The organism is Actinomadura gamaensis (genome assembly GCF_042652125.1).
In the GTDB taxonomy this organism is placed as follows: Bacteria; Actinomycetota; Actinomycetes; order Streptosporangiales; family Streptosporangiaceae; genus Spirillospora; species Spirillospora gamaensis.
In genome coordinates this window covers 173,396-191,353 of the sequence record NZ_JBHSIT010000007.1, presented here as the reverse complement: position 1 = coordinate 191,353, position 17,958 = coordinate 173,396, and the positions used below count along the sequence as shown (strand labels likewise).

Here is a 17,958-nt window from a genome sequence, read left to right as displayed (position 1 = left end):
GCCCCTCGCCCTCCGGTGGTTCGGCGTGCCGTGTCCGCTCCGGGCCGTCCCGAAACGTGATCTTCGCCACGTCTCACCGGCCGGACCCGGCCATGCGCTGGGACGATCCACTTTCGGACGGCGTTCGCCGCGGGCCCCCGAATCGGCGTGTTGGCGTGTGTCCGCCGCGCGCCGGGACGCCGCGCCGTAGGCTGGAAGCCGCTGGAGACGGCGTCCGCGACGACCTCGCGGGCACTCTCCCAACCGGCCGAACGCGGCCGGAAACCACCGTGACCTCCGCCATGCGACCGCCAGGTGACCGGTGCGTCAGAACGGCGCTGTCCAAGTCGGCTTTTTGGTCATTCCTGGCTACGCTGACGCAAGTGAGCAGCGCCACAACGGAGTGGCGAGGTCTCTTCTTCGGGAGTTGTTTGATGGGCGGCAAGCTCGACCAGGCCAAGGACGACCTGTTGAGGAGGGCGGCGGAGACCTGTCTCCAAGGCTCCGCCTCGCGGGGGGACGATCTCGACGACGCGGTCGCCTACCTCCGCCTTTACTACCGGCACGTCGCGCCCGAGGACCTGCTCGACCGCGACCCCGCCGACATCTGCGGTCCGGCCATGGCGCACCGGACGCTCGGCGAGGAGCGGCCGCAGGGCCGGGCGAAGGTCCGCGTCTTCACCCCCACGCTGGAGGAGTGCGGCTGGGACCCCGGGCACACCGTCGTGCAGGTGGTCACCGACGACATGCCCTTCCTGGTGGACTCGGTGACGATGGAGCTGAACCGGCACCACTACACCACCCACATGATCGTCCACCCGCTGCTCGGCGTGGACCGGGACGTCGCCGGGCACCTGCGCGGCTTCCGCGCCAAGCTGGACAGCCCCACCGACATCGACGAGTCCTGGATCCACATCGAGATCGACCGGACCAGCGAGCGGGCCCGGCTGGAGGAGCTGGAGGCCGACCTCCAGCGCGTCCTGCAGGACGTGCGCGTCTCGGTCGAGGACGAGCCGAAGATGCGCGCCCGCGCGAACGAGATCGCCGAGATGGTCGGGCGGACGCCCCCGCCCGTCGCGGAGAACGAGCGCGCCGAGACCGTCGAGCTGCTCGACTGGCTCGCCGACGGCCACTTCACCTTCCTCGGCTACCGCGACTACACCCTCACCGAGGACGGCACCGCCCTGCGCCCCGTCCCCGGCACCGGGCTCGGCATCCTGCGCAACGACAAGCCCGAGTCCGGCGGCTTCGCCGCGCTGCCCCCCGAGGTGCGCGAGAAGGCCACCGAGAAGAAGCTGCTGATCGTCACCAAGGCGAACTCGCGCTCGACCGTCCACCGCCCGCTGTACCTGGACTACATCGGCGTCAAGAAGTTCGGCGAGAAGGGCGAGGTCGTCGGCGAGCGCCGGTTCCTCGGCCTGTTCACGCACGTCGCCTACAGCGAGTCGATCGCGCACATCCCGGTGCTGCGCCGCAAGCTCGACCAGGTGCTGGAGATGGCCGGGTTCACCCCCGGCAGCTACGACGGCCAGGACCTCGTCGAGATCCTGGAGACCTACCCGCGCGACGAGCTGTTCCAGGTCTCCGCCGAGGAGCTGCTGCCGATCGCGCTCGGCGTCCTGCGGCTGCGCGAGCGCCGCCAGCTCAAGCTGTTCCTGCGCAAGGACGCCTACGGGCGGTTCATGTCCTGCATGGTGTACCTCCCGCGGGACCGCTACACCACCAAGATCCGGCTGCGCATCCAGGAGATCCTGCGCCGCGCCTTCCACGGCGTCGCGGTCGACTACAGCGCCAACGTCACCGAGTCCCTGCTGGCCCGCCTGCACGTGGTCGTGCGCGGCGAGCGCGGCCAGGAGCTGCCGGACGTCGACGTCGAGGAGCTGGAGGCCCGGCTCGCCGCCGCGACCCGCTCCTGGGCCGACGACCTGGCCGACGCGATCGTCGAGCAGTGCGGCGAGGAGAAGGCGGGCGAGCTGACCCGCCGCTACGGCGACGCGTTCCCCGAGGGCTACAAGGCCGACTTCCCGGCCCGCACCGCCGTGCACGACCTGCGCCGCCTCGACGCGCTCGGGACGGGACCGTCCGCCGCGTCCGAGGACACCTCGATCAACCTGTACGAGCCGTACAGCGCCGAGCCCGGCGAGCGGCGGCTCAAGATCTACCGGCTCGGCGACCCGATCTCGCTGACCCGGGTGCTGCCGCTGCTGTCCAACATGGGCGTCGAGGTGGTGGACGAGCGCCCCTACGAGATCTGCACCTCCGACGGACGCCGGTACTGGATCTACGACCTCGGGCTGCGCTACGTGCCCGCCCCCGACGTCCCCGAGGACGACGTCAAGACGCTGTTCCAGGACGCCTTCGAGGCGCTGTGGCGCGGCGACATCGAGAACGACGGCTTCAACGCGCTCGTCCTGCACACCGGGCTGAACTGGCGGCAGACGATGATCCTGCGCGCCTACGCCATGTACCTGCGGCAGACCGGGACGTCCTTCTCCAAGCGCTACATCGAGGGCGTGCTGCTGCGGAACCCGGGCATCACCCGGCTGCTCGTCCGGCTCTGGGAGTCGCGGCTCGACCCGGCGCTCGCCGGCGGCGAGACCGAGCGGTCCGAAGGCATCACCGAGGAGGTCACCGGCCGCCTCGACGAGGTCGCCAGCCTCGACGAGGACCGCATCCTGCGCGCCTACCTCGCGTTGATCCAGGCGACCCTGCGCACCAACCACTACCAGAACAAGCCGTACCTGGCGCTGAAGCTCGACCCCGAGGGCATCCCGGACCTGCCGCTCCCCAAGCCCAAGTTCGAGATCTTCGTGTACTCGCCGCGGGTCGAGGGCGTCCACCTGCGGTTCGGGTCCGTCGCGCGCGGCGGGCTGCGCTGGTCCGACCGGCGCGAGGACTTCCGCACCGAGATCCTCGGCCTCGCCAAGGCGCAGGCGGTGAAGAACACCGTGATCGTCCCGGCCGGGGCGAAGGGCGGGTTCGTCGGCAAGCAGCTGCCCGACCCGTCCGACCGCGAGGCGTTCCAGGCCGGCGGCATCGCCTGCTACAAGGAGTTCATCTCCGGCCTGCTCGACCTCACCGACAACCTCGTGGACGGCAAGGTCGTCCCGCCGCCGGACGTCGTCCGGCACGACGGCGACGACCCCTACCTCGTCGTCGCCGCCGACAAGGGCACCGCGACGTTCTCCGACATCGCCAACGGCGTCGCCGCCGAGTACGGCTTCTGGCTCGGCGACGCGTTCGCGTCGGGCGGGTCCGTCGGCTACGACCACAAGGCGATGGGCATCACCGCGCGCGGCGCGTGGGAGTCGGTCAAGTACCACTTCCGCTCCCTCGGCAAGGACATCCAGAACGAGGACTTCACCGTCGTCGGCATCGGCGACATGTCCGGCGACGTGTTCGGCAACGGCATGCTCCTGTCGGAGCACATCCGGCTGGTCGCCGCGTTCGACCACCGGCACATCTTCATCGACCCGGACCCCGACGCCGCCCGCTCGTTCGCCGAACGGCAGCGGCTGTTCGCGCTGCCGCGCAGCTCCTGGGCCGACTACGACACGTCCCTGATCTCCAAGGGCGGCGGCGTGTTCCCGCGCACCGCCAAGTCCATCAAGATCACCCCGGAGATGCGCCGCGCGCTCGGCATCGCCGACGGCGTGCTCTCCATGACCCCGTACGAGCTGATCCACGCCGCCCTGCGCGCGCCGGTGGACCTCCTCTGGAACGGCGGCATCGGCACCTACGTCAAGGCGTCCACCGAGAACAACGCCGACGTCGGCGACAAGGCCAACGACCTCGTCCGGGTGGACGGCGCGGAGCTGCGCTGCAAGGTCGTCGGCGAGGGCGGCAACCTCGGCCTCACCCAGCTCGGCCGGATCGAGTACGCCCGCGCCGGCGGCCTGGTCAACACCGACTTCATCGACAACTCGGCCGGAGTGGACACCTCCGACCACGAGGTCAACATCAAGATCCTGCTCGACCAGGTCGTGCGGGACGGCGAGCTGACCCGCAAGCAGCGCGACAGCCTGCTCTACGAGATGACCGACGAGGTCGGCGACCTGGTGCTGCGCGACAACTACGCGCAGAACGTGGTGCTCGCCGCGTCCCGCGCGCAGTCTCCCGCGATGCTCCACGTCCACGCCCGCTACCTGCGGAAACTGGAGCGCGACGGCAAGCTCAAGCGCCGCCTGGAGTCCCTGCCGGACGACAAGGCCCTCGCCGAGCGCCGCCAGGCCGGGCTCGGCCTGACCGGCCCCGAGTTCTCGGTGCTGCTCGCCTACGCCAAGCTCACCCTGGACGACGAGCTGATCCGCAACGGGCTGCCGGACGACCCCTACCTGGCGTCCTGGCTGGTCGACTACTTCCCGACCCCGGTCCGCGAGCGGTTCCGCGAGCACATGGACCGGCACCCGCTGCGCCGCGAGATCATCACCACCGCCGTGGTGAACGACGTGATCAACAACTCCGGCATCACGTTCGTGTTCCGGCTCAACGAGGAGACGGGCGCGTCGTCCTCCGACATCGCCCGCGCCTACCTCGTCGCCCGCGAGGTCTTCGACATGCCGCGCTTCTGGCAGTCCGTCGACGCCCTGGACTACCAGGTGGACGAGTCGACCCAGATCGCGATGCTGCTGGAGGCCCGCAAGCTGACCGAGCGCGGCGCGCGCTGGCTGCTGCACCACCGGCGCCCCCCGTTCGACATCCAGGAGACGATCGACTACTTCGGCGGCGGCGCGGTCGACCTGTCGGCGCAGTTCCCCAAGCTGCTCACCGGCCCCGACCTCACCGCCTTCGAGCAGCGCCGCGACTCCTTCGCCGAACGCGGCGTCCCGGACGAGCTCGCCGAGAAGGCCGCCATGTTCGTCCCGGCCTTCTCCACCTTCGACCTGGTCACCATCGGCAAGGACACGGGCCGTCCAGTCGAGGAGGTCGCCGAGGTCTACTTCGACCTGGCCGACCGCCTCGACATCACCCGCCTGCGCGAGCGCATCATCTCCCTCCCGCGCGACGACCGCTGGCGCTCCATGGCCCGCTCCGCCCTCCGCGACGACCTGTACGGCGCCCACGCGGCCCTCACCCGCGACGTCCTGGTCACCTCCGCCTCCGGCACCCAGCCGGAAGAGCGCCTGGCCGCCTGGGCCGAGAAGAACCGCACGGCCGTCACCCGGGCCCAGCAGACCCTGACCGAGATCTGGGAGAGCGACAGCTTCGACCTGGCGACCCTCTCCGTCGCCCTCGGCGCGATCCGCACCCTCGCCAACGCCAGCGGCCTGTAGCCCCACCCGCCGAAGCCCCCGTCCCCTTCCGAGGACGGGGGTTTCCGCATGTCTGGAGACACGTCCTCGCCCGCGCGACGCCGCAGCGTCGCGCCGTCGTGCGCTGAGGTTATCCACAGCCTGGGCATCGACTTGTGACCCGGTGTCACGCGCCCTGAGGATGGTCGTGTCAGCAGTCCGTGACGAAGGGAACACAGTCATGCATCCGTCCCAGGTGTGGCCGCTCATCGCGACGGCCGTCGCCGTGATGGCCGCCATCCTCCGCAAGATGGGCCGCGTCCGCCCCGAAAGCGAAGCCGCTCACAAGAAACAGGCGACCGCGCCCCGCGCGAATCGCCCCACCCGCGAGCCCCCGCATCCCGAGCCGGCCACCACCCCGGCGAGCCCTCCTGGAGAGCGACCTCGCCCCACGGCGCATCCTCCTCGAAAAGGACCTCGCTCCACGGCGTGCCCTCCTCGAAAAGGACCTCGCTTCGCTCGGGCCGTCCTCATTGGGGCTCCCGCCCCAAAACCCGAGCTGGGGGCCCCGCCCCCAGACCCCCGAAAACCTTGGACCGCTCGGTGACCTCAGCGGAATCGTGCGGGGGCCGGAGTCTTCTTCTTCGATGACCCTCAGGGGATGAGGTTCTGGTACCTACGATGGCCCCATGAGCGCGCCGAACCTCGCGGAACGGCTCCAGTCCGTTCGCAAGCGCAGGGGATTCACGCAGAAGGACCTCGCCACCCGCTCCGGCGTCTCGCTCTCTTTGATCCGCAAGCTTGAGCAAGGGGAGCGTGAGGACACCCGGCTGGAGACCCTGCGCAGGCTGGCGGCGGCACTCCATGTCGCCACCTCCGAACTGATCGTCAAGGTCGAGCGGCCGGAGACGATGAGTTCGGACATCTGGAAGCCGATGAAGGATGCCCTGCTCCGGCCCGCACCGCTCGCCGTGACGGAGGAACCTCCCACACCTCAGGAGGTCCGAGCGGCACTGGAGGCGGCGATGCCCATGTTCTCCGGTGATCGCTACTCCGATCTGGCCGGTGTTCTGCCGCATCTCCTCAGAGAGGCGGGAGCCCTCGACGGCGAAGGGCGTTCCGTCCGGTCACGGGTGTTCCACCACGCGGGGTGGCTGCTCACGCAGACGCGACAGTTCGATGCGGCCGAGGTGGCTCTTCGTCGAGCGCTCGACGAGGCCCCGGACCGGCTCGACGGTGCGGCCGTGGTGAGCACCAGATGCTGGTTGCTGATGCGCCGGGGAGACCTCCGCGGCGCGCTCGACCTCGCGGTCGAATGGGCCGATGAGGTGGAACCCCGTATGTCCCGGGCGACCGCGGCGGAACTGTCCGCATGGGGATGGCTGCTGATCCGGTTGAGCACCGCGGCCGTCAGGGACAACCGGCCCGGGGAGGCGGAGGACGCGATCAGGCTGGCGCGGTCCGCGGCTGTCGCGATGGGCTCGGAGTACTCGCCCGAAGGAGACTTCCTTCGCGCGTTCGGTCCCCTGACGGTCGCGATGAAGCGGGCGGAGAACGCGATGGTCGAAGACCGTCCCGATCGTGTCATCGCGATGGCCGAGCACATCCCCGCGCGGGACCTTCGGCGGACCTCCAACAACCGGAACCGTCACCTGCTCGATGTGGCGAAGGCGCGCACGCAGCTCAGGCAGTATCCGGAGGCGTTCGAGATCTTGGAGGGCATCAGGCGGGACGCTCCGGAGTGGATCACCAACCAGCGCTACGCGAGGGATGTGCTCGGCCTGATCGTGGCCAAGAGACGGAGGTTGACGGCGGACATGCGGGACCTGGCCGATTTCGTCCATCTGGAGTACTGAGCTGGGCTCTTGGCCCTACGGGGTACTTCCGGCGGTCACTCTCCGAGAGTGCCAATGACACTGCGTCAGCCTCCTTCTAGCTTTCTGTCATGAGCTTCGACGGAGATCGGAAGGCTGGGGGTGCGGTGGATCGGCCGCTGCCCTCCAGCCAACGCAGGACCTTTCTGGAAGTCCTGCATCAGGTGGTCGGGGAGACGCAGCCGGGAGTGCGGTCCGGACTGGTCGCTCGCCAGGGATGTCCGGTGTTGTTCGTGTTCAACTCCGCGAACGTCGCGCTCTTCGCCGACGTCGGATGTGACTTCGACGCGGCCACGGGGTGGTCGTTCACCTGGGCTGAGAACGGCTGCTCCATCGGGCCGGTCGAAGACGCCTCGCGCGTCGCGGCGTCGATCGCGCGAGCGCTGCGCGTCGCCGCCGAGCCGCGCCCGTGATCGCGTCACCAGCGTCGCCACCGGGTCGCGCCCGTGATCGGGTCACCAGTGCGTCGTCGCCGGGTTGCGCGCGTGATCGCGTCACCAGGGCAGGGCACCGGTCTTGCCGACTCTCGTCTACAGCGACCGCTCGATTCGTTTCGGTATTCACCGCAGGAGGCGTGTGACATGGATGGCGCAACGGCGTGCCGGTCGGAAGCCGCAGCGATGCGGCTCGCCACCGAGGTCGTGAAGGCTGCTTTCAGCGATGCGATGCGGAGGCACGGGATGCTGCCGTCCACGATCGCGCTGATCAGCACCTACGCCGAAGAGAACCTCGCTGCTCTGGACGCCGAGCCCGGCGACGTCCCGCCGGCGGCACGAGCGTGGGGGCGTGAGGGAGGTGATCGTCAGGAGTCGTCGTGCGACTTGATCGCTGCGGCGAGGGAGCCCCAGGTCTCAGGGCGAAGCATCAGGCGTGGGCCGTCGGGATCCTTGCTGTCACGGACAGCGCGGGCGTGGGGCATGCTCGCGACTTCGACACATTGCCCTTTGCTGCTGCTGTGACTGGACCTGCGCCATTCGAGGGTGGGGGGACCGTCCACGAACATGAGTCACCTCAAGGGTTGAGACCGTCCTGCTTCAGGACTTGATGATCTCCGCGGTGTCTCGGTCAGAAGCGGAGGTGGAGTATTGAGATATCGGGTCTGCTGGGCGTACCCGTTAGGAGCCGGTTCATTCCTGGCGGCATTCAAGAAGACCGGCTGGCTGGGCCTGGCAAGGGCTGGTGCTGCGCTTGCTCAGACGATTGCGGTTGTTTCGTCTTGGCGTGGGCTGGGTGGACGCGGTTTTGCGCTTGCTCAAAGGTCGTGGACCCGGCTTTACGGCTCTCATGAGACTCGTCCACGCCTCAGGGCGTAGCGGTTCCTGAAGACATTCCTCACGGCAGGGCGTTCCGCGAGTCTCCGGAAGGGCTGAAGGGTGTTGCTCGGCGGGGATGTTCGTCGGGGTCGGTGCGAGTGTTTACTGAGCGTTCGTGGTCGATCACATTAGGGAGTGTGATGGGGAAGCATAAGAAGGAAGTGGACTGCTCGGGGTGTGGCGGTAAGGGCGGGACGTGGGCGTCAGACGACGGCAACAAGGTGTGGATGACGTGCGTCCTCTGCAAGGGGACGGGGAAGCAGTGAACGTTCGGGATGCGCTCAAGGCGGTCCGGCGGGAGATGTTCATTCCGGACGAGATCTTTGTGCGGGGTGAACACGGCTACCTGGTTCCGCTTCATCGGAAGGATGCTCCGGGCCGGTGGCGGAAGCACGTGGACGGGGACGAGCCGGTTGTCACTCGGGTTCGTCGTGATCCTGCAATTCCGGCTGAGTTGTGCGATCCGGCCACCGGGCGTGGGATGAATTCCACGAGTTCCAGCAGTGCGCCTTCGTTGATGGTCGAGATGATCGAGGCGTTGGAGCTGGAGCCTGGGATGCGGGTGCTGGAGATCGGCACGGGGACCGGGTACAACGCCGCGCTGCTGGCACACATGCTGGGCAGCGAGAACGTGGTCAGTGTCGAGATCGACGCGCAGGTGGCAGATCGGGCGCGGGACGCTTTGGGGCGGGCCGAGTATCCGGTGCAGGTCATCACGGGAAATGGGGAGCGAGGGTATGCGGCGGGTGCTCCGTATGACCGGATCATCGTGACGGCTGCCGCGCATACCGTTCCTTATGCGTGGGTCGAGCAGACTCGGCCGGGCGGCGTCATTCTCGTGCCTTGGGCTGAGACGGTGCACCCGGACGGACGGCTCGCGCGACTGGTCGTCCAGCCGGATGGTGTCGCGGAGGGGCGATTCATCGGGCAGGCGTTCTTCATGCCGTTGCGGGACCAGCGGCTTCTCCCGCGCGTCGGTTACGAGGCGGAAGAGCGTTGGAAGCAGGACGGACGTCCCGACTTCACACGATACGGAATCACCGTGGGCGCTGACGGGCAGAGCGTGTGGCTCGATTTCCCGGGCAATGTCGTCATCGGCGCTGAAATGGCGTGATGCCGTCCAGTGGCGATGGCCTGCATTTTTCCAGTTCGGCGGCTGCCCCATCTTTTGGGATGCACGGCTTGGGGAAGTAGCCGAGACCGATGTTGACGTAGCCGCCGTCGCGAGTGCGTTATGCCTGCGTCGTCAGCGGCCGTCACGGGCACTGATGGGAGACCGGGGGCTCGGGTTTTCGGGGCGGAGGGGCTGGACTAGGACTTGGCCGTGCCAGGGGCCTCGGGGGTGGTCGGCTACGACGAATTCCGTGTCTCGGGTGAAGCCTTCGCGTTCGTAGTAGCGGATCAGGGCGCCGTTCGCTCCGGCCCAGCAGTCGACGCGGAGTTGGGTGACGCCGGCGGCGAGTGCTTCGTCGCGGGCCTGCTGGAGGAGGGCCGAGCCGATCCCTCGGCCCTTGTGGGCGCGGTCGGTGACCAGGGCTTCGACGTAGAGCTCGGAGACCGTTGCGGGGGGCACGTAGTCCGGGGCCTTGCCGAGCGAGATCGAACCCACGATCCGGTCGTCGAGGACGGCGACTCGGGCGCCGCCGGCTGCGGTCAGGCGTTCGATGAGGGCCGTGCGGTCCGGGTCGCCCGTCCAGGGCTGGTCGCCCCACTGGCCGGTCTGGCCGCGTGCGACGAGCCACTCGACGGCGCGGTCGAACAGGCCGAGGACGGCCGCGACGTCTCCGGCGTCGGCCGGCCTGATCTCCAGCATGGGGTGAGGGTGCCGAAGCCGGGGCGAGGAGGTCAAGCGGTCTCGGTGGCCGAGCCGGTAGAGCTTGCGTGACGGTGAGTTGATGGTTGCCGCCAGGGGCGGGGCCGGGCGGCTGACGTGCGGAGATGCGGCGGCATCCGGAGAGGGTTGATGGAGTCGGGCCTGTAGTGGGCATGAGCGGAACTGGAGATCGAACTTCCTCGTCCCTTAGGGAAAGGGGAGGGACGCGTGTCTGGTACCCAGTTGGTCCTGGCGCCGGTGGTGGCGGTGATCGCCGTCACCGCGGTCGCGGGTGGCGTGGCGTATGTCCAGAGCCGCGAGGAGAAGGCCCGGATCCGCGGGGTTCGGGAGTGGGCGGACGCGCAGGACTGGACGTTCGCGGCCGGGGACCTGCAGGCGCCGTGGCTCGATCGGGTCGGGCGGCCCGACTTCAGGCTCGGCGTGCTCCTCGAAGGGCGGATCGACGGCCGGGACGCCGCGATCGGTGAAGGCTCCTACACCGTGCGGAAGCCGGTCGGCGCCGTCGCTGGAATCGGAGCCGGGGCAGCAGCCGGGGCCGCGGCCGACGCTGCGCCAGGGGCCGGTGCCGACGCTGGGGGCAGGACCGGGGCCGCCGAGGCTGGGAGCGGGGCCGCCGGGGCTGGGACGGGGCCTGCTGGAGTCGGGCGGAGTGAGGCGGTCACCTACCATCTCACCGTGCTGACCGTCCGGATCGGGGACGGGGCGGCCGACATGGAGGTCCGCGAGCGGGGGCTCGGGGCGAAGCTGATGGGATCGCTGGCGGGCACGCCCACCGACGCCGACGCCTTCGACGCGCGCTTCGAGATCGAGCCCGCGGAGGCGCGCGCCCGCCTTTCGGACGAGGCCGTCCAGGCCCATCTGGACAGCGAGGTTCCCGCGTGGAGCCTGCGTGACGGCGTGGTCATGACCGTCCTGCCGGGCAGAACGCGTCCGCAGGACCTCGACGGGCACATCGCCCTGCTGCGCCGCCTCGCCGAGATCGTCTGACCGTCGCGCGTGGTGGACCGTCGGGGACCGGTGCGCGACCGCTGCAGCGGTCAGGAAGAGCGGAGCGCACCGGCCCCGACGGGGTCTCAGTGGCCGGTTGCGGACACGGCCTTCCGGTACATGCCGGTCACGGTGGCCCGGCCCTCGGCGGGCACGGTCGCCAGGTACTGGATCAGCACGCCGGTGTCCATGCGGGTGGAGACGGACGACGGTGGGGCGAGCCCGACAAGGTCCCCCGTAACGGTGAGCTTGCCCTTCTTCACCGCGGAGTACGCCTCCTTCTGCTTGAGGACGTACCAGACGAGCGCGCCGCCGCCGCGGGTGCGCAGGGCGTAGACCTTCGCAGGGCCGTCGGGCTCGAACCGGGACGCGAGGGTGATGCCGTCCTTCTGCAGCCCGGATTCGGCCTGGCGCAGCGCCGCGAACGCCTCGGTCGTCTTCGGGCCGGGCGCCAGCTCGGACGCCCCGGCGGCCTTCGGGCCCTCGTTCAGCAGGGCGGCGTGGGCGGCGGCGATCCGGTCGGGCGCGATCGCGAGGCCGCCTTCGGACGGGTTGACGGTCGTCGCGTAGCCGTCCTTGTCCAGGGCGACGCGGGAGATCGCGGCGTCGGTGGGGAACGGGTCGGCGGTGAGCAGCCACGGCGCGCCCGCCTTCTGCTGCGTGAACAGCAGCGCGTGGCGCAGCGCGTCCTTGCCGGTGCCGCTGACCGCGTCGGCGGCGAACCAGCGCGGATAGCCGGAGATCCGCGGGACGGCCACGCTGACGTGCGTGAACTTCAGCGTGCCGGTCTTGGCCTTGGTGGCGCGGCGCAGCTTGACGGCCGCGGTGTCCATGGCGAGCTGCGGGTCGGTCTCCGCCTTCGGCAGGACGGACGCGTCGAGTTTGCTGCCCGCCTCCTCGGCCGTCCCGGCGTAGGACGTCACCACCTGGCGGGCCTGATCGCGCGTCAGCGCGGGCGGCCCGCTCGCCCCGGCGTCCGAACTCCCGCACGCGGCGGCCGGCGGCGCGACCGCCAGGAGCGTCACGGCCGCCGCGGCGGCCCGCCCACGGGGCGAGGCGGCGGCGAGGACGCGGGCGGGATGGTTCCGGGCTGGCGGCATGACGGCCCCCGAGGGGAGAGGTGACTCGTTCCACCCAACATCATCGCAGAGTCATGGGAGCGTCACGCTCTGAATGCGTTATGAGAGCAATGCCCGCTTTGCCTGCCCTGTCGGAGCGTGGCCTCCCGCCAGGAGGCGCCGGTCCAGGCTTCCCGTCACGAGGCGCCGGTCCAGGCCTCCGGTCAGGAGGCACCGGTCTGGGCCTCCGGTCAGGAGGCGCCGGTCCAGGCCTCCCGCCAGGAGGCGCCGGTCTCGGTCCCCGGTCAGGAGGCGCCGGTCTCGGCCTCCTGCTGGCGCATCCAGCGGATCTCGGCCTCGATGAACTCGTCGATGTCGCCGTCCAGGACGGCGGTGGGGTTGCCCGCCTCGACGCCGGTGCGCAGGTCCTTGACGATCTGGTACGGGTGCAGCACGTAGTTGCGGATCTGCGTGCCCCACGAGCTGGTGCCCTCGCCGCGCAGCGAGGCCATCTTCTCGGCCTCCTCCTGGCGCTTGCGCTCCAGCAGCTTGGCCTGCAGGACGTTCATCGCGGTCGCCTTGTTCTGCAGCTGCGAGCGCTCGTTCTGGCAGGACACCACGATGCCGGTCGGCAGGTGCGTGATGCGGACCGCCGAGTCGGTCGTGTTGACGCCCTGGCCGCCCGGACCGGACGACCGGTACACGTCGATGCGCAGGTCGCTCTCGTCGATGTCGACGTGGTCGCTCTGCTCGACGACCGGGACGACGTCGAGCCCCGCGAACGAGGTCTGGCGGCGGCCCTGGTTGTCGAAGGGGGAGATGCGGACGAGCCGGTGCGTGCCGTGCTCGCCGCGCAGCGTCCCGTACGCGTAGGGGGCCTTCACCACGAACGTGGTCGACTTGATGCCCGCCTCTTCGGCGTAGGACGTGTCGTAGACCTCGGTCGGGTAGTTGTGCCGCTCGGCCCAGCGCATGTACATGCGCTGGAGCTGCTGCGCCCAGTCGGCCGCGTCGACGCCGCCCGCCTGGGCGTTGATCGTGACGAGGGCCTCGCGGGCGTCGTACTCGCCGGACATCAGCGTGCGGACTTCGAGCTGCTGCACCGCCTTCTGCACCGCGGCCAGCTCGTCGTCGGCCTCGGCGCGGGTGTCGGCGTCGTCCATCTCGCCGGCCAGCTCGTAGAGCGTCGCGACGTCCTCCAGGCGCTGGCGCAGCCCGGTGACGCGGTTGTGCTCGGCCTCCAGGTGGGACAGCTTGCGCGTCACCGTCTGGGCCCGCTCCTGGTCGTTCCAGAGCTCCGGGTCGGCCGACTGCTCGCGCAGCGCGGCGATGTCGCGCTCCATGCCGGGCAGGTCGAGCACCTGCTCGATGCCGGAGAGCGTCGCGTCGAGCTCCTTGAGCTGATCTTGCGGGTCGATGGCAGCCACATCACAGAGCTTATCGCCGTCCGGCCAGTGCCCGAGCGATCGCCCAATACCCTGTGAATGGCACAATCACGAGGGGACGGCCGCGGGAGGCCGGCGGGCGGTTGCGAGGGGGCGCGGTGCCGAGGATCGACCGGGCGGCGACGGCCGTCCTCGCGTTGCTCGCGCTGGCCGCGTCCGCGTCCGCGTGCGGCGGCGGTGGTACGAAGGCGAAGGTCACCCCGGCCCCGCCGCGTCCGACGCCGACGCCCGTCCCGCTGACGCCGCAGCTCGCCGCCGACCGGTTCCGGTCGTGGTCGGTGAACGACGACGTCGCGCGCGCGTCCGGGGACGAGCGGCTCGCCCTGAGCTGGGTCGTGGACGGCCAGTACGCGCTGACGGCGGCCGAGTTCCGCAAGGCGTCGCACGACGGCGACCCGGTGCCGCGGTTCAGCTATGGCCAGCCGACGTTCTACGTGCCGAAGTTCCAGGAAGTGAAGACGTTCCCGCAATGGTTCGTCGCGGCCGTTCCGCGCACCGAACAGGGCAAGCCGAAGAGCACCCGCACGGCGCTGATGGCCTTCATCCTCCGCTCGCCCGGAGACCAGTGGAAGCTGAGCCTGGAGACCGACCTCGACCCGAAGGCGAAGCTGCCCAAGGTCGTCCTGGACGGCCAGGGCTACGCGACCGCGCTCCTGACGGGTGACACCTCGGTTCTGATCCGGCCGCGCGACCTGCCGGGCATCCAGGCGACGATCGCCGCCGAGGGGCCGTCCAGCGTGGCGTCCAAGGTGATGGCGTCCGGGCCGGTGACGACGGGGATGAACGCCGACATCCAGGCGGCGCGCAAGAAGGCCCGCCACCAGGGGCTCGGGTTCTCCAGCGTGGTCGTCGCCACGCCCTACCCGATCTTCGCGCTGCGCACCGAGCAGGGCGGGGGGCTGGTGCTGTACTCCCTGTTCCGCAACAACTCGCTGTACGTGAAGTCGAAGGACCGGCCGAAGCGCAAGCCGCCGATCCCGCCGGAGACCGCCCATCTGCTGGACGGCACCGTCCCCGGGTATGAGATCGACTACACCGAGACGCTCCAGCTCGCGGCGGCCGATCCCGCCAATCCCAAGAGCAACGCCAACCTGCCGAAGGCCGACGTCATCGGCTATTTCGGCACGATCAGCAAGGCCAACGCGCCCACCCCGAAGCCCAGCTGACGCCGGCGGAGTCCACGCGCCGGGAGAGCCCGTCGGCCGGGAAGCGGCGGGGGATAACCCTCGGCGGGGGCGCGTGGAGGGTCAGCCGTAGAGGCGCTGGAGCAGCAGCGCCACGAAGAGCAGCGCCACCAGCCCGGCCAGGACGAGGGCGGGCGGGACGGCGGGACCGTGCCGGTGCACCTCGGCGCGGGCGGCCCGGCAGGTCGGGCAGCGGCCCTCGACGACCGGCCCCGAGCAGTTCGCGCAGACCAGATGTTCGCAGCTCATCCGGCTGCCCCTCTCGATCGGGAACTATCTGTCACTGAGAACTTTAGGCGCGATTCTCCGGCAAACGCCCCGTCCCGGCTGTAAAGTCCTGGTGCCGGTCAGGGTCCGTGCGGTCGAGTCGGCCCGTTCCCGCCTCTACACTGCACGGGGCCACGCGGTCCGTCGAGCCGGTCCCGGTTCCGGCGGCGCGCGCGGCCGGACTCGTCGCAGGTGGGACGGGGTGCGCGGGCCATCGGTTACCGGTTCCGCGGATCCAGCCCCTAAGGTCGAGTGTTCCGAGCCCGATGTAGGTCCGAGGGCTACGCTGAGTGGTCCGTCCCCGGGTCCGCGCGGGTCCTTCGCAAGAATGGTGCTGAAACCGCCGTGATGCAGCCGTGATCCACTTCGACAACGTCACCAAGGCTTACAAGAACCAGAACCGGCCCGCCCTCCAGCACGTGAACGTCGCCATCGAGAAGGGCGAGTTCCTGTTCCTGGTCGGCCCGTCCGGGTCCGGTAAGTCGACCTTCCTGCGTCTGATCCTCAAGGAGGAGCGGCCGTCCCAGGGGCACGTCCACGTGGCCGGGAAGGACCTGAACAAGCTGAGCAACTGGAAGGTCCCGCACCTGCGCCGCCGCATCGGCTGCGTGTTCCAGGACTTCCGGCTCCTGCCGAACAAGAACGTGTTCGAGAACGTCGCGTTCGCCCTCGAGGTGATCGGCAAGCCACGCCGGTTCATCAACAAGGTCGTCCCCGAGGTCATCGACCTGGTCGGCCTGGAGGGCAAGGCGCACCGCATGCCGGACGAGCTGTCCGGTGGCGAGCAGCAGCGCGTCGCCATCGCGCGCGCCTTCGTGAACCGGCCGATGATCCTGCTGGCGGACGAGCCGACCGGCAACATCGACCCCGCCACCTCCATCGGCATCATGAAGGTGCTCGACCGGATCAACCGGACCGGCACCACCGTCGTCATGGCCACGCACGACGCCGCCATCGTCGACGCCTTCCGCAAGCGCGTCGTCGAGCTTGAGGACGGCCGGGTCGTCCGCGACCAGTCGCGCGGCGTGTACGGCCAGGCGTACTAGGCGTGTACGGCCAGGCGTGCCAGCGGAACGGCCAGGCGTACCAGCGGAACGGCCGGGCGTACTAGCGGACACGGCCACCGAACCCGACGGCGGGACGCCGCGTACCAGGGGTGAAGCCCCCGGTCCGGCCCGCCCGGCCCAGCGGTAGCAGAGCAGGTAGCCTGCACCGGCACTCGACGCTCCCACCGGGGCACAGGCGATCAAGGACAGCGAGGCATGCGCGCACAGTTCGTTCTCCAGGAGATCTGGATCGGTCTCCGCCGGAACCTCACGATGACGATCTCCCTCGTCATCACCGTCGCCATCGCCATGGCGCTCTTCGGCACCGGTCTGCTGCTGCACAACCAGGCCAACTCCTCGAAGAACTACTGGTACGACAAGATCGAGGTCTCGATCTTCCTGTGCGCCAAGACCTCGTCCAACCCGACCTGCGCGGGCAAGGACGCCGACCAGTCGCAGAAGGACGCGCTGAAGCAGCGGCTGCAGGGCCTGCCCCAGGTGTCCAAGGTGGAGTACGAGAGCAAGGAGCAGGCCTACGAGCGGTTCAAGGACCGCTTCTCCTCCACCCCCGGCTTCGTGCAGAGCACCAAGCCCGGCGACATCCCCGACTCGTTCCGCGTCCGGCTGAAGGACCCCAAGCAGTACAAGGCCGTCTCCCAGGCGATGCTCGCCCAGCCCGGCGTGGACCAGGTGATCAACGAGCAGGAGATCCTGAAGAAGTTCTTCCGGATCCTCGGCGGCCTGCAGAGCGCCGCGCTGATCATCGCGGGCATCCAGGTGATCGCGGCGGTGCTGCTGGTCGGCAACACCGTCCGGCTGTCGGCGTTCAACCGGCGCCGGGAGACCGGGATCATGCGGCTGGTCGGCGCGTCCAACACCTACATCCAGCTGCCGTTCATCCTGGAGGGCGCGATCGCCGGGCTCATCGGCGGCATCCTCGCGGCGGTGCTGCTGGTCTTCTCCAAGATGCTGCTGGTGGACCGGCTCGCGAGCAACATCCAGATGGCGTCCAGGCTGGGCTGGGGCTCGGTGTCCCTGGTGATCATCGTCGCCATCTGCTTCGGCGTGCTGCTCTGCGCCGTGGCGTCCTTCCTGACGCTGCGCCGCTACCTGCGCATCTGATCACCCGCCTACACTGGGCCGAGGCCCGGCGCAGCGATGCCGCCCCGTCCGCCTTCCCGGACGCGGGCGGCTCCGCGTTGGGCCGGTGTTCCCGACCGAGCGTCGGGCCGGCGTTTCCGACCAGAACCGAGGCTGAATTCCCGTGCCACGTGAGCAGGGGCGCAAGATGATCGCCCAGAACAAGCGCGCCCGGTACGACTACGAGATCGTCGACACCTGGGAGGCCGGCCTGGTGCTGATGGGCACCGAGGTCAAGGCCCTCCGCGCCGGCCGGGCCTCGCTGGCGGACGGCTACGCGCACGTCATGGACCACGAGGTCTGGCTGGAGAACGTCCACATCCCCGAGTACACCGAGGGCACCTGGACCAACCACGCCCCGCGCCGCCGCCGCAAGCTCCTGCTGCACCGCAAGGAGATCGCGAAGATCGAGCAGAAGACGGACGAGCCGGGCTGGACGCTCGTCCCGCTGGCGCTCTACTTCAAGGACGGTCGCGCGAAAATCGAGATCGGGCTGGGCCGTGGTAAGAAGGCGTACGACAAGCGCCAGGCCATCGCCAAGCGCGAGGCCGACCGCGAGATGCAGAAGGCGGTCGCGGCCCGGCTCAGGAGACGGTGAAG

General features: G+C 69.7%; 14 protein-coding genes. 9 read left to right on the top strand and 5 right to left on the bottom strand.

Features of this window, described 5'->3' with window-relative positions; translation table 11 throughout:
• Nucleotides 1–413 precede the first annotated feature (413 nt).
• The 3 genes from ACFPCY_RS24100 (at nt 414) to ACFPCY_RS24090 (ending at nt 7,497) form a co-directional block, all read left to right on the top strand.
• Nucleotides 414–5,252: an NAD-glutamate dehydrogenase gene (locus tag ACFPCY_RS24100; RefSeq protein ID WP_378258755.1), complete on the top strand. Its 4,839-nt coding sequence runs from the start codon at nt 414–416 to the stop codon at nt 5,250–5,252.
• A 647-nt stretch (nt 5,253–5,899) separates the two neighbouring features.
• Nucleotides 5,900–7,066 carry a helix-turn-helix domain-containing protein gene (locus ACFPCY_RS24095; protein ID WP_378258753.1) on the top strand — a complete coding sequence of 389 codons (1,167 nt, stop codon included), beginning with the start codon at nt 5,900–5,902 and terminating at the stop codon, nt 7,064–7,066.
• Between the two features lie 89 nt (nt 7,067–7,155).
• Nucleotides 7,156–7,497: a hypothetical protein gene (locus ACFPCY_RS24090; RefSeq protein ID WP_378258752.1), complete on the top strand. Its 342-nt coding sequence runs from the start codon at nt 7,156–7,158 to the stop codon at nt 7,495–7,497.
• Between the two features lie 389 nt (nt 7,498–7,886).
• Here ACFPCY_RS24090 and ACFPCY_RS24085 read toward each other — a convergent pair whose 3' ends face one another.
• Entirely contained in the window at nt 7,887–8,087 is a 201-nt protein-coding gene (locus ACFPCY_RS24085) for a DUF397 domain-containing protein (RefSeq protein WP_378258750.1), read from the bottom strand.
• Between the two features lie 542 nt (nt 8,088–8,629).
• Here ACFPCY_RS24085 and ACFPCY_RS24080 point away from each other — a divergent pair.
• The gene (locus tag ACFPCY_RS24080; RefSeq protein WP_378258748.1) at nt 8,630–9,511 is read left to right on the top strand and encodes a methyltransferase domain-containing protein; all 882 of its coding nucleotides are present in this window, start codon (nt 8,630–8,632) and stop codon (nt 9,509–9,511) included.
• A gap of 132 nt (nt 9,512–9,643) precedes the next feature.
• On the opposite strand, the gene ACFPCY_RS24075 is transcribed toward ACFPCY_RS24080, so the two are convergent.
• The gene (locus ACFPCY_RS24075; RefSeq protein WP_378258746.1) at nt 9,644–10,210 is read right to left on the bottom strand and encodes a GNAT family N-acetyltransferase; all 567 of its coding nucleotides are present in this window, start codon (nt 10,208–10,210) and stop codon (nt 9,644–9,646) included.
• A 228-nt stretch (nt 10,211–10,438) separates the two neighbouring features.
• Here ACFPCY_RS24075 and ACFPCY_RS24070 point away from each other — a divergent pair, with 228 nt between their 5' ends.
• Nucleotides 10,439–11,218, top strand: a complete 780-nt coding sequence (locus ACFPCY_RS24070) for a hypothetical protein (protein WP_378258744.1) — start codon at nt 10,439–10,441, stop codon at nt 11,216–11,218.
• 86 nt (nt 11,219–11,304) lie between these two features.
• On the opposite strand, the gene ACFPCY_RS24065 is transcribed toward ACFPCY_RS24070, so the two are convergent.
• Both ACFPCY_RS24065 and prfB read right to left on the bottom strand, forming a co-directional pair.
• A complete protein-coding gene (locus tag ACFPCY_RS24065; RefSeq protein WP_378258742.1) occupies nt 11,305–12,318 on the bottom strand; it encodes a DUF8094 domain-containing protein in 1,014 nt (337 codons plus the stop codon).
• Nucleotides 12,319–12,581: 263 nt separating this feature from the next.
• Nucleotides 12,582–13,703 carry a peptide chain release factor 2 gene (gene prfB / locus ACFPCY_RS24060; RefSeq protein ID WP_378258740.1) on the bottom strand — a complete coding sequence of 374 codons (1,122 nt, stop codon included), beginning with the start codon at nt 13,701–13,703 and terminating at the stop codon, nt 12,582–12,584.
• 116 nt (nt 13,704–13,819) lie between these two features.
• Here prfB and ACFPCY_RS24055 point away from each other — a divergent pair, with 116 nt between their 5' ends.
• The gene (locus ACFPCY_RS24055; protein ID WP_378258739.1) at nt 13,820–14,887 is read left to right on the top strand and encodes a DUF8094 domain-containing protein; all 1,068 of its coding nucleotides are present in this window, start codon (nt 13,820–13,822) and stop codon (nt 14,885–14,887) included.
• A gap of 81 nt (nt 14,888–14,968) precedes the next feature.
• On the opposite strand, the gene ACFPCY_RS24050 is transcribed toward ACFPCY_RS24055, so the two are convergent.
• On the bottom strand, nt 14,969–15,154 hold the full coding sequence (locus ACFPCY_RS24050) for a hypothetical protein (protein WP_378258738.1): 186 nt from the start codon (nt 15,152–15,154) through the stop codon (nt 14,969–14,971).
• Nucleotides 15,155–15,528: 374 nt separating this feature from the next.
• Between ACFPCY_RS24050 and ftsE the strand changes: the two genes are divergently transcribed.
• The 3 genes from ftsE (at nt 15,529) to smpB (ending at nt 17,956) form a co-directional block, all read left to right on the top strand.
• Entirely contained in the window at nt 15,529–16,218 is a 690-nt protein-coding gene (gene ftsE / locus ACFPCY_RS24045; protein WP_117361649.1) for a cell division ATP-binding protein FtsE, read from the top strand.
• A 216-nt stretch (nt 16,219–16,434) separates the two neighbouring features.
• Complete coding sequence (ftsX, locus tag ACFPCY_RS24040; RefSeq protein WP_378258736.1) at nt 16,435–17,340, top strand: permease-like cell division protein FtsX; 906 nt, start codon at nt 16,435–16,437, stop codon at nt 17,338–17,340.
• A gap of 142 nt (nt 17,341–17,482) precedes the next feature.
• Entirely contained in the window at nt 17,483–17,956 is a 474-nt protein-coding gene (smpB, locus tag ACFPCY_RS24035) for an SsrA-binding protein SmpB (protein WP_378258735.1), read from the top strand.
• The last annotated feature ends 2 nt before the right edge of the window (nt 17,957–17,958 follow it).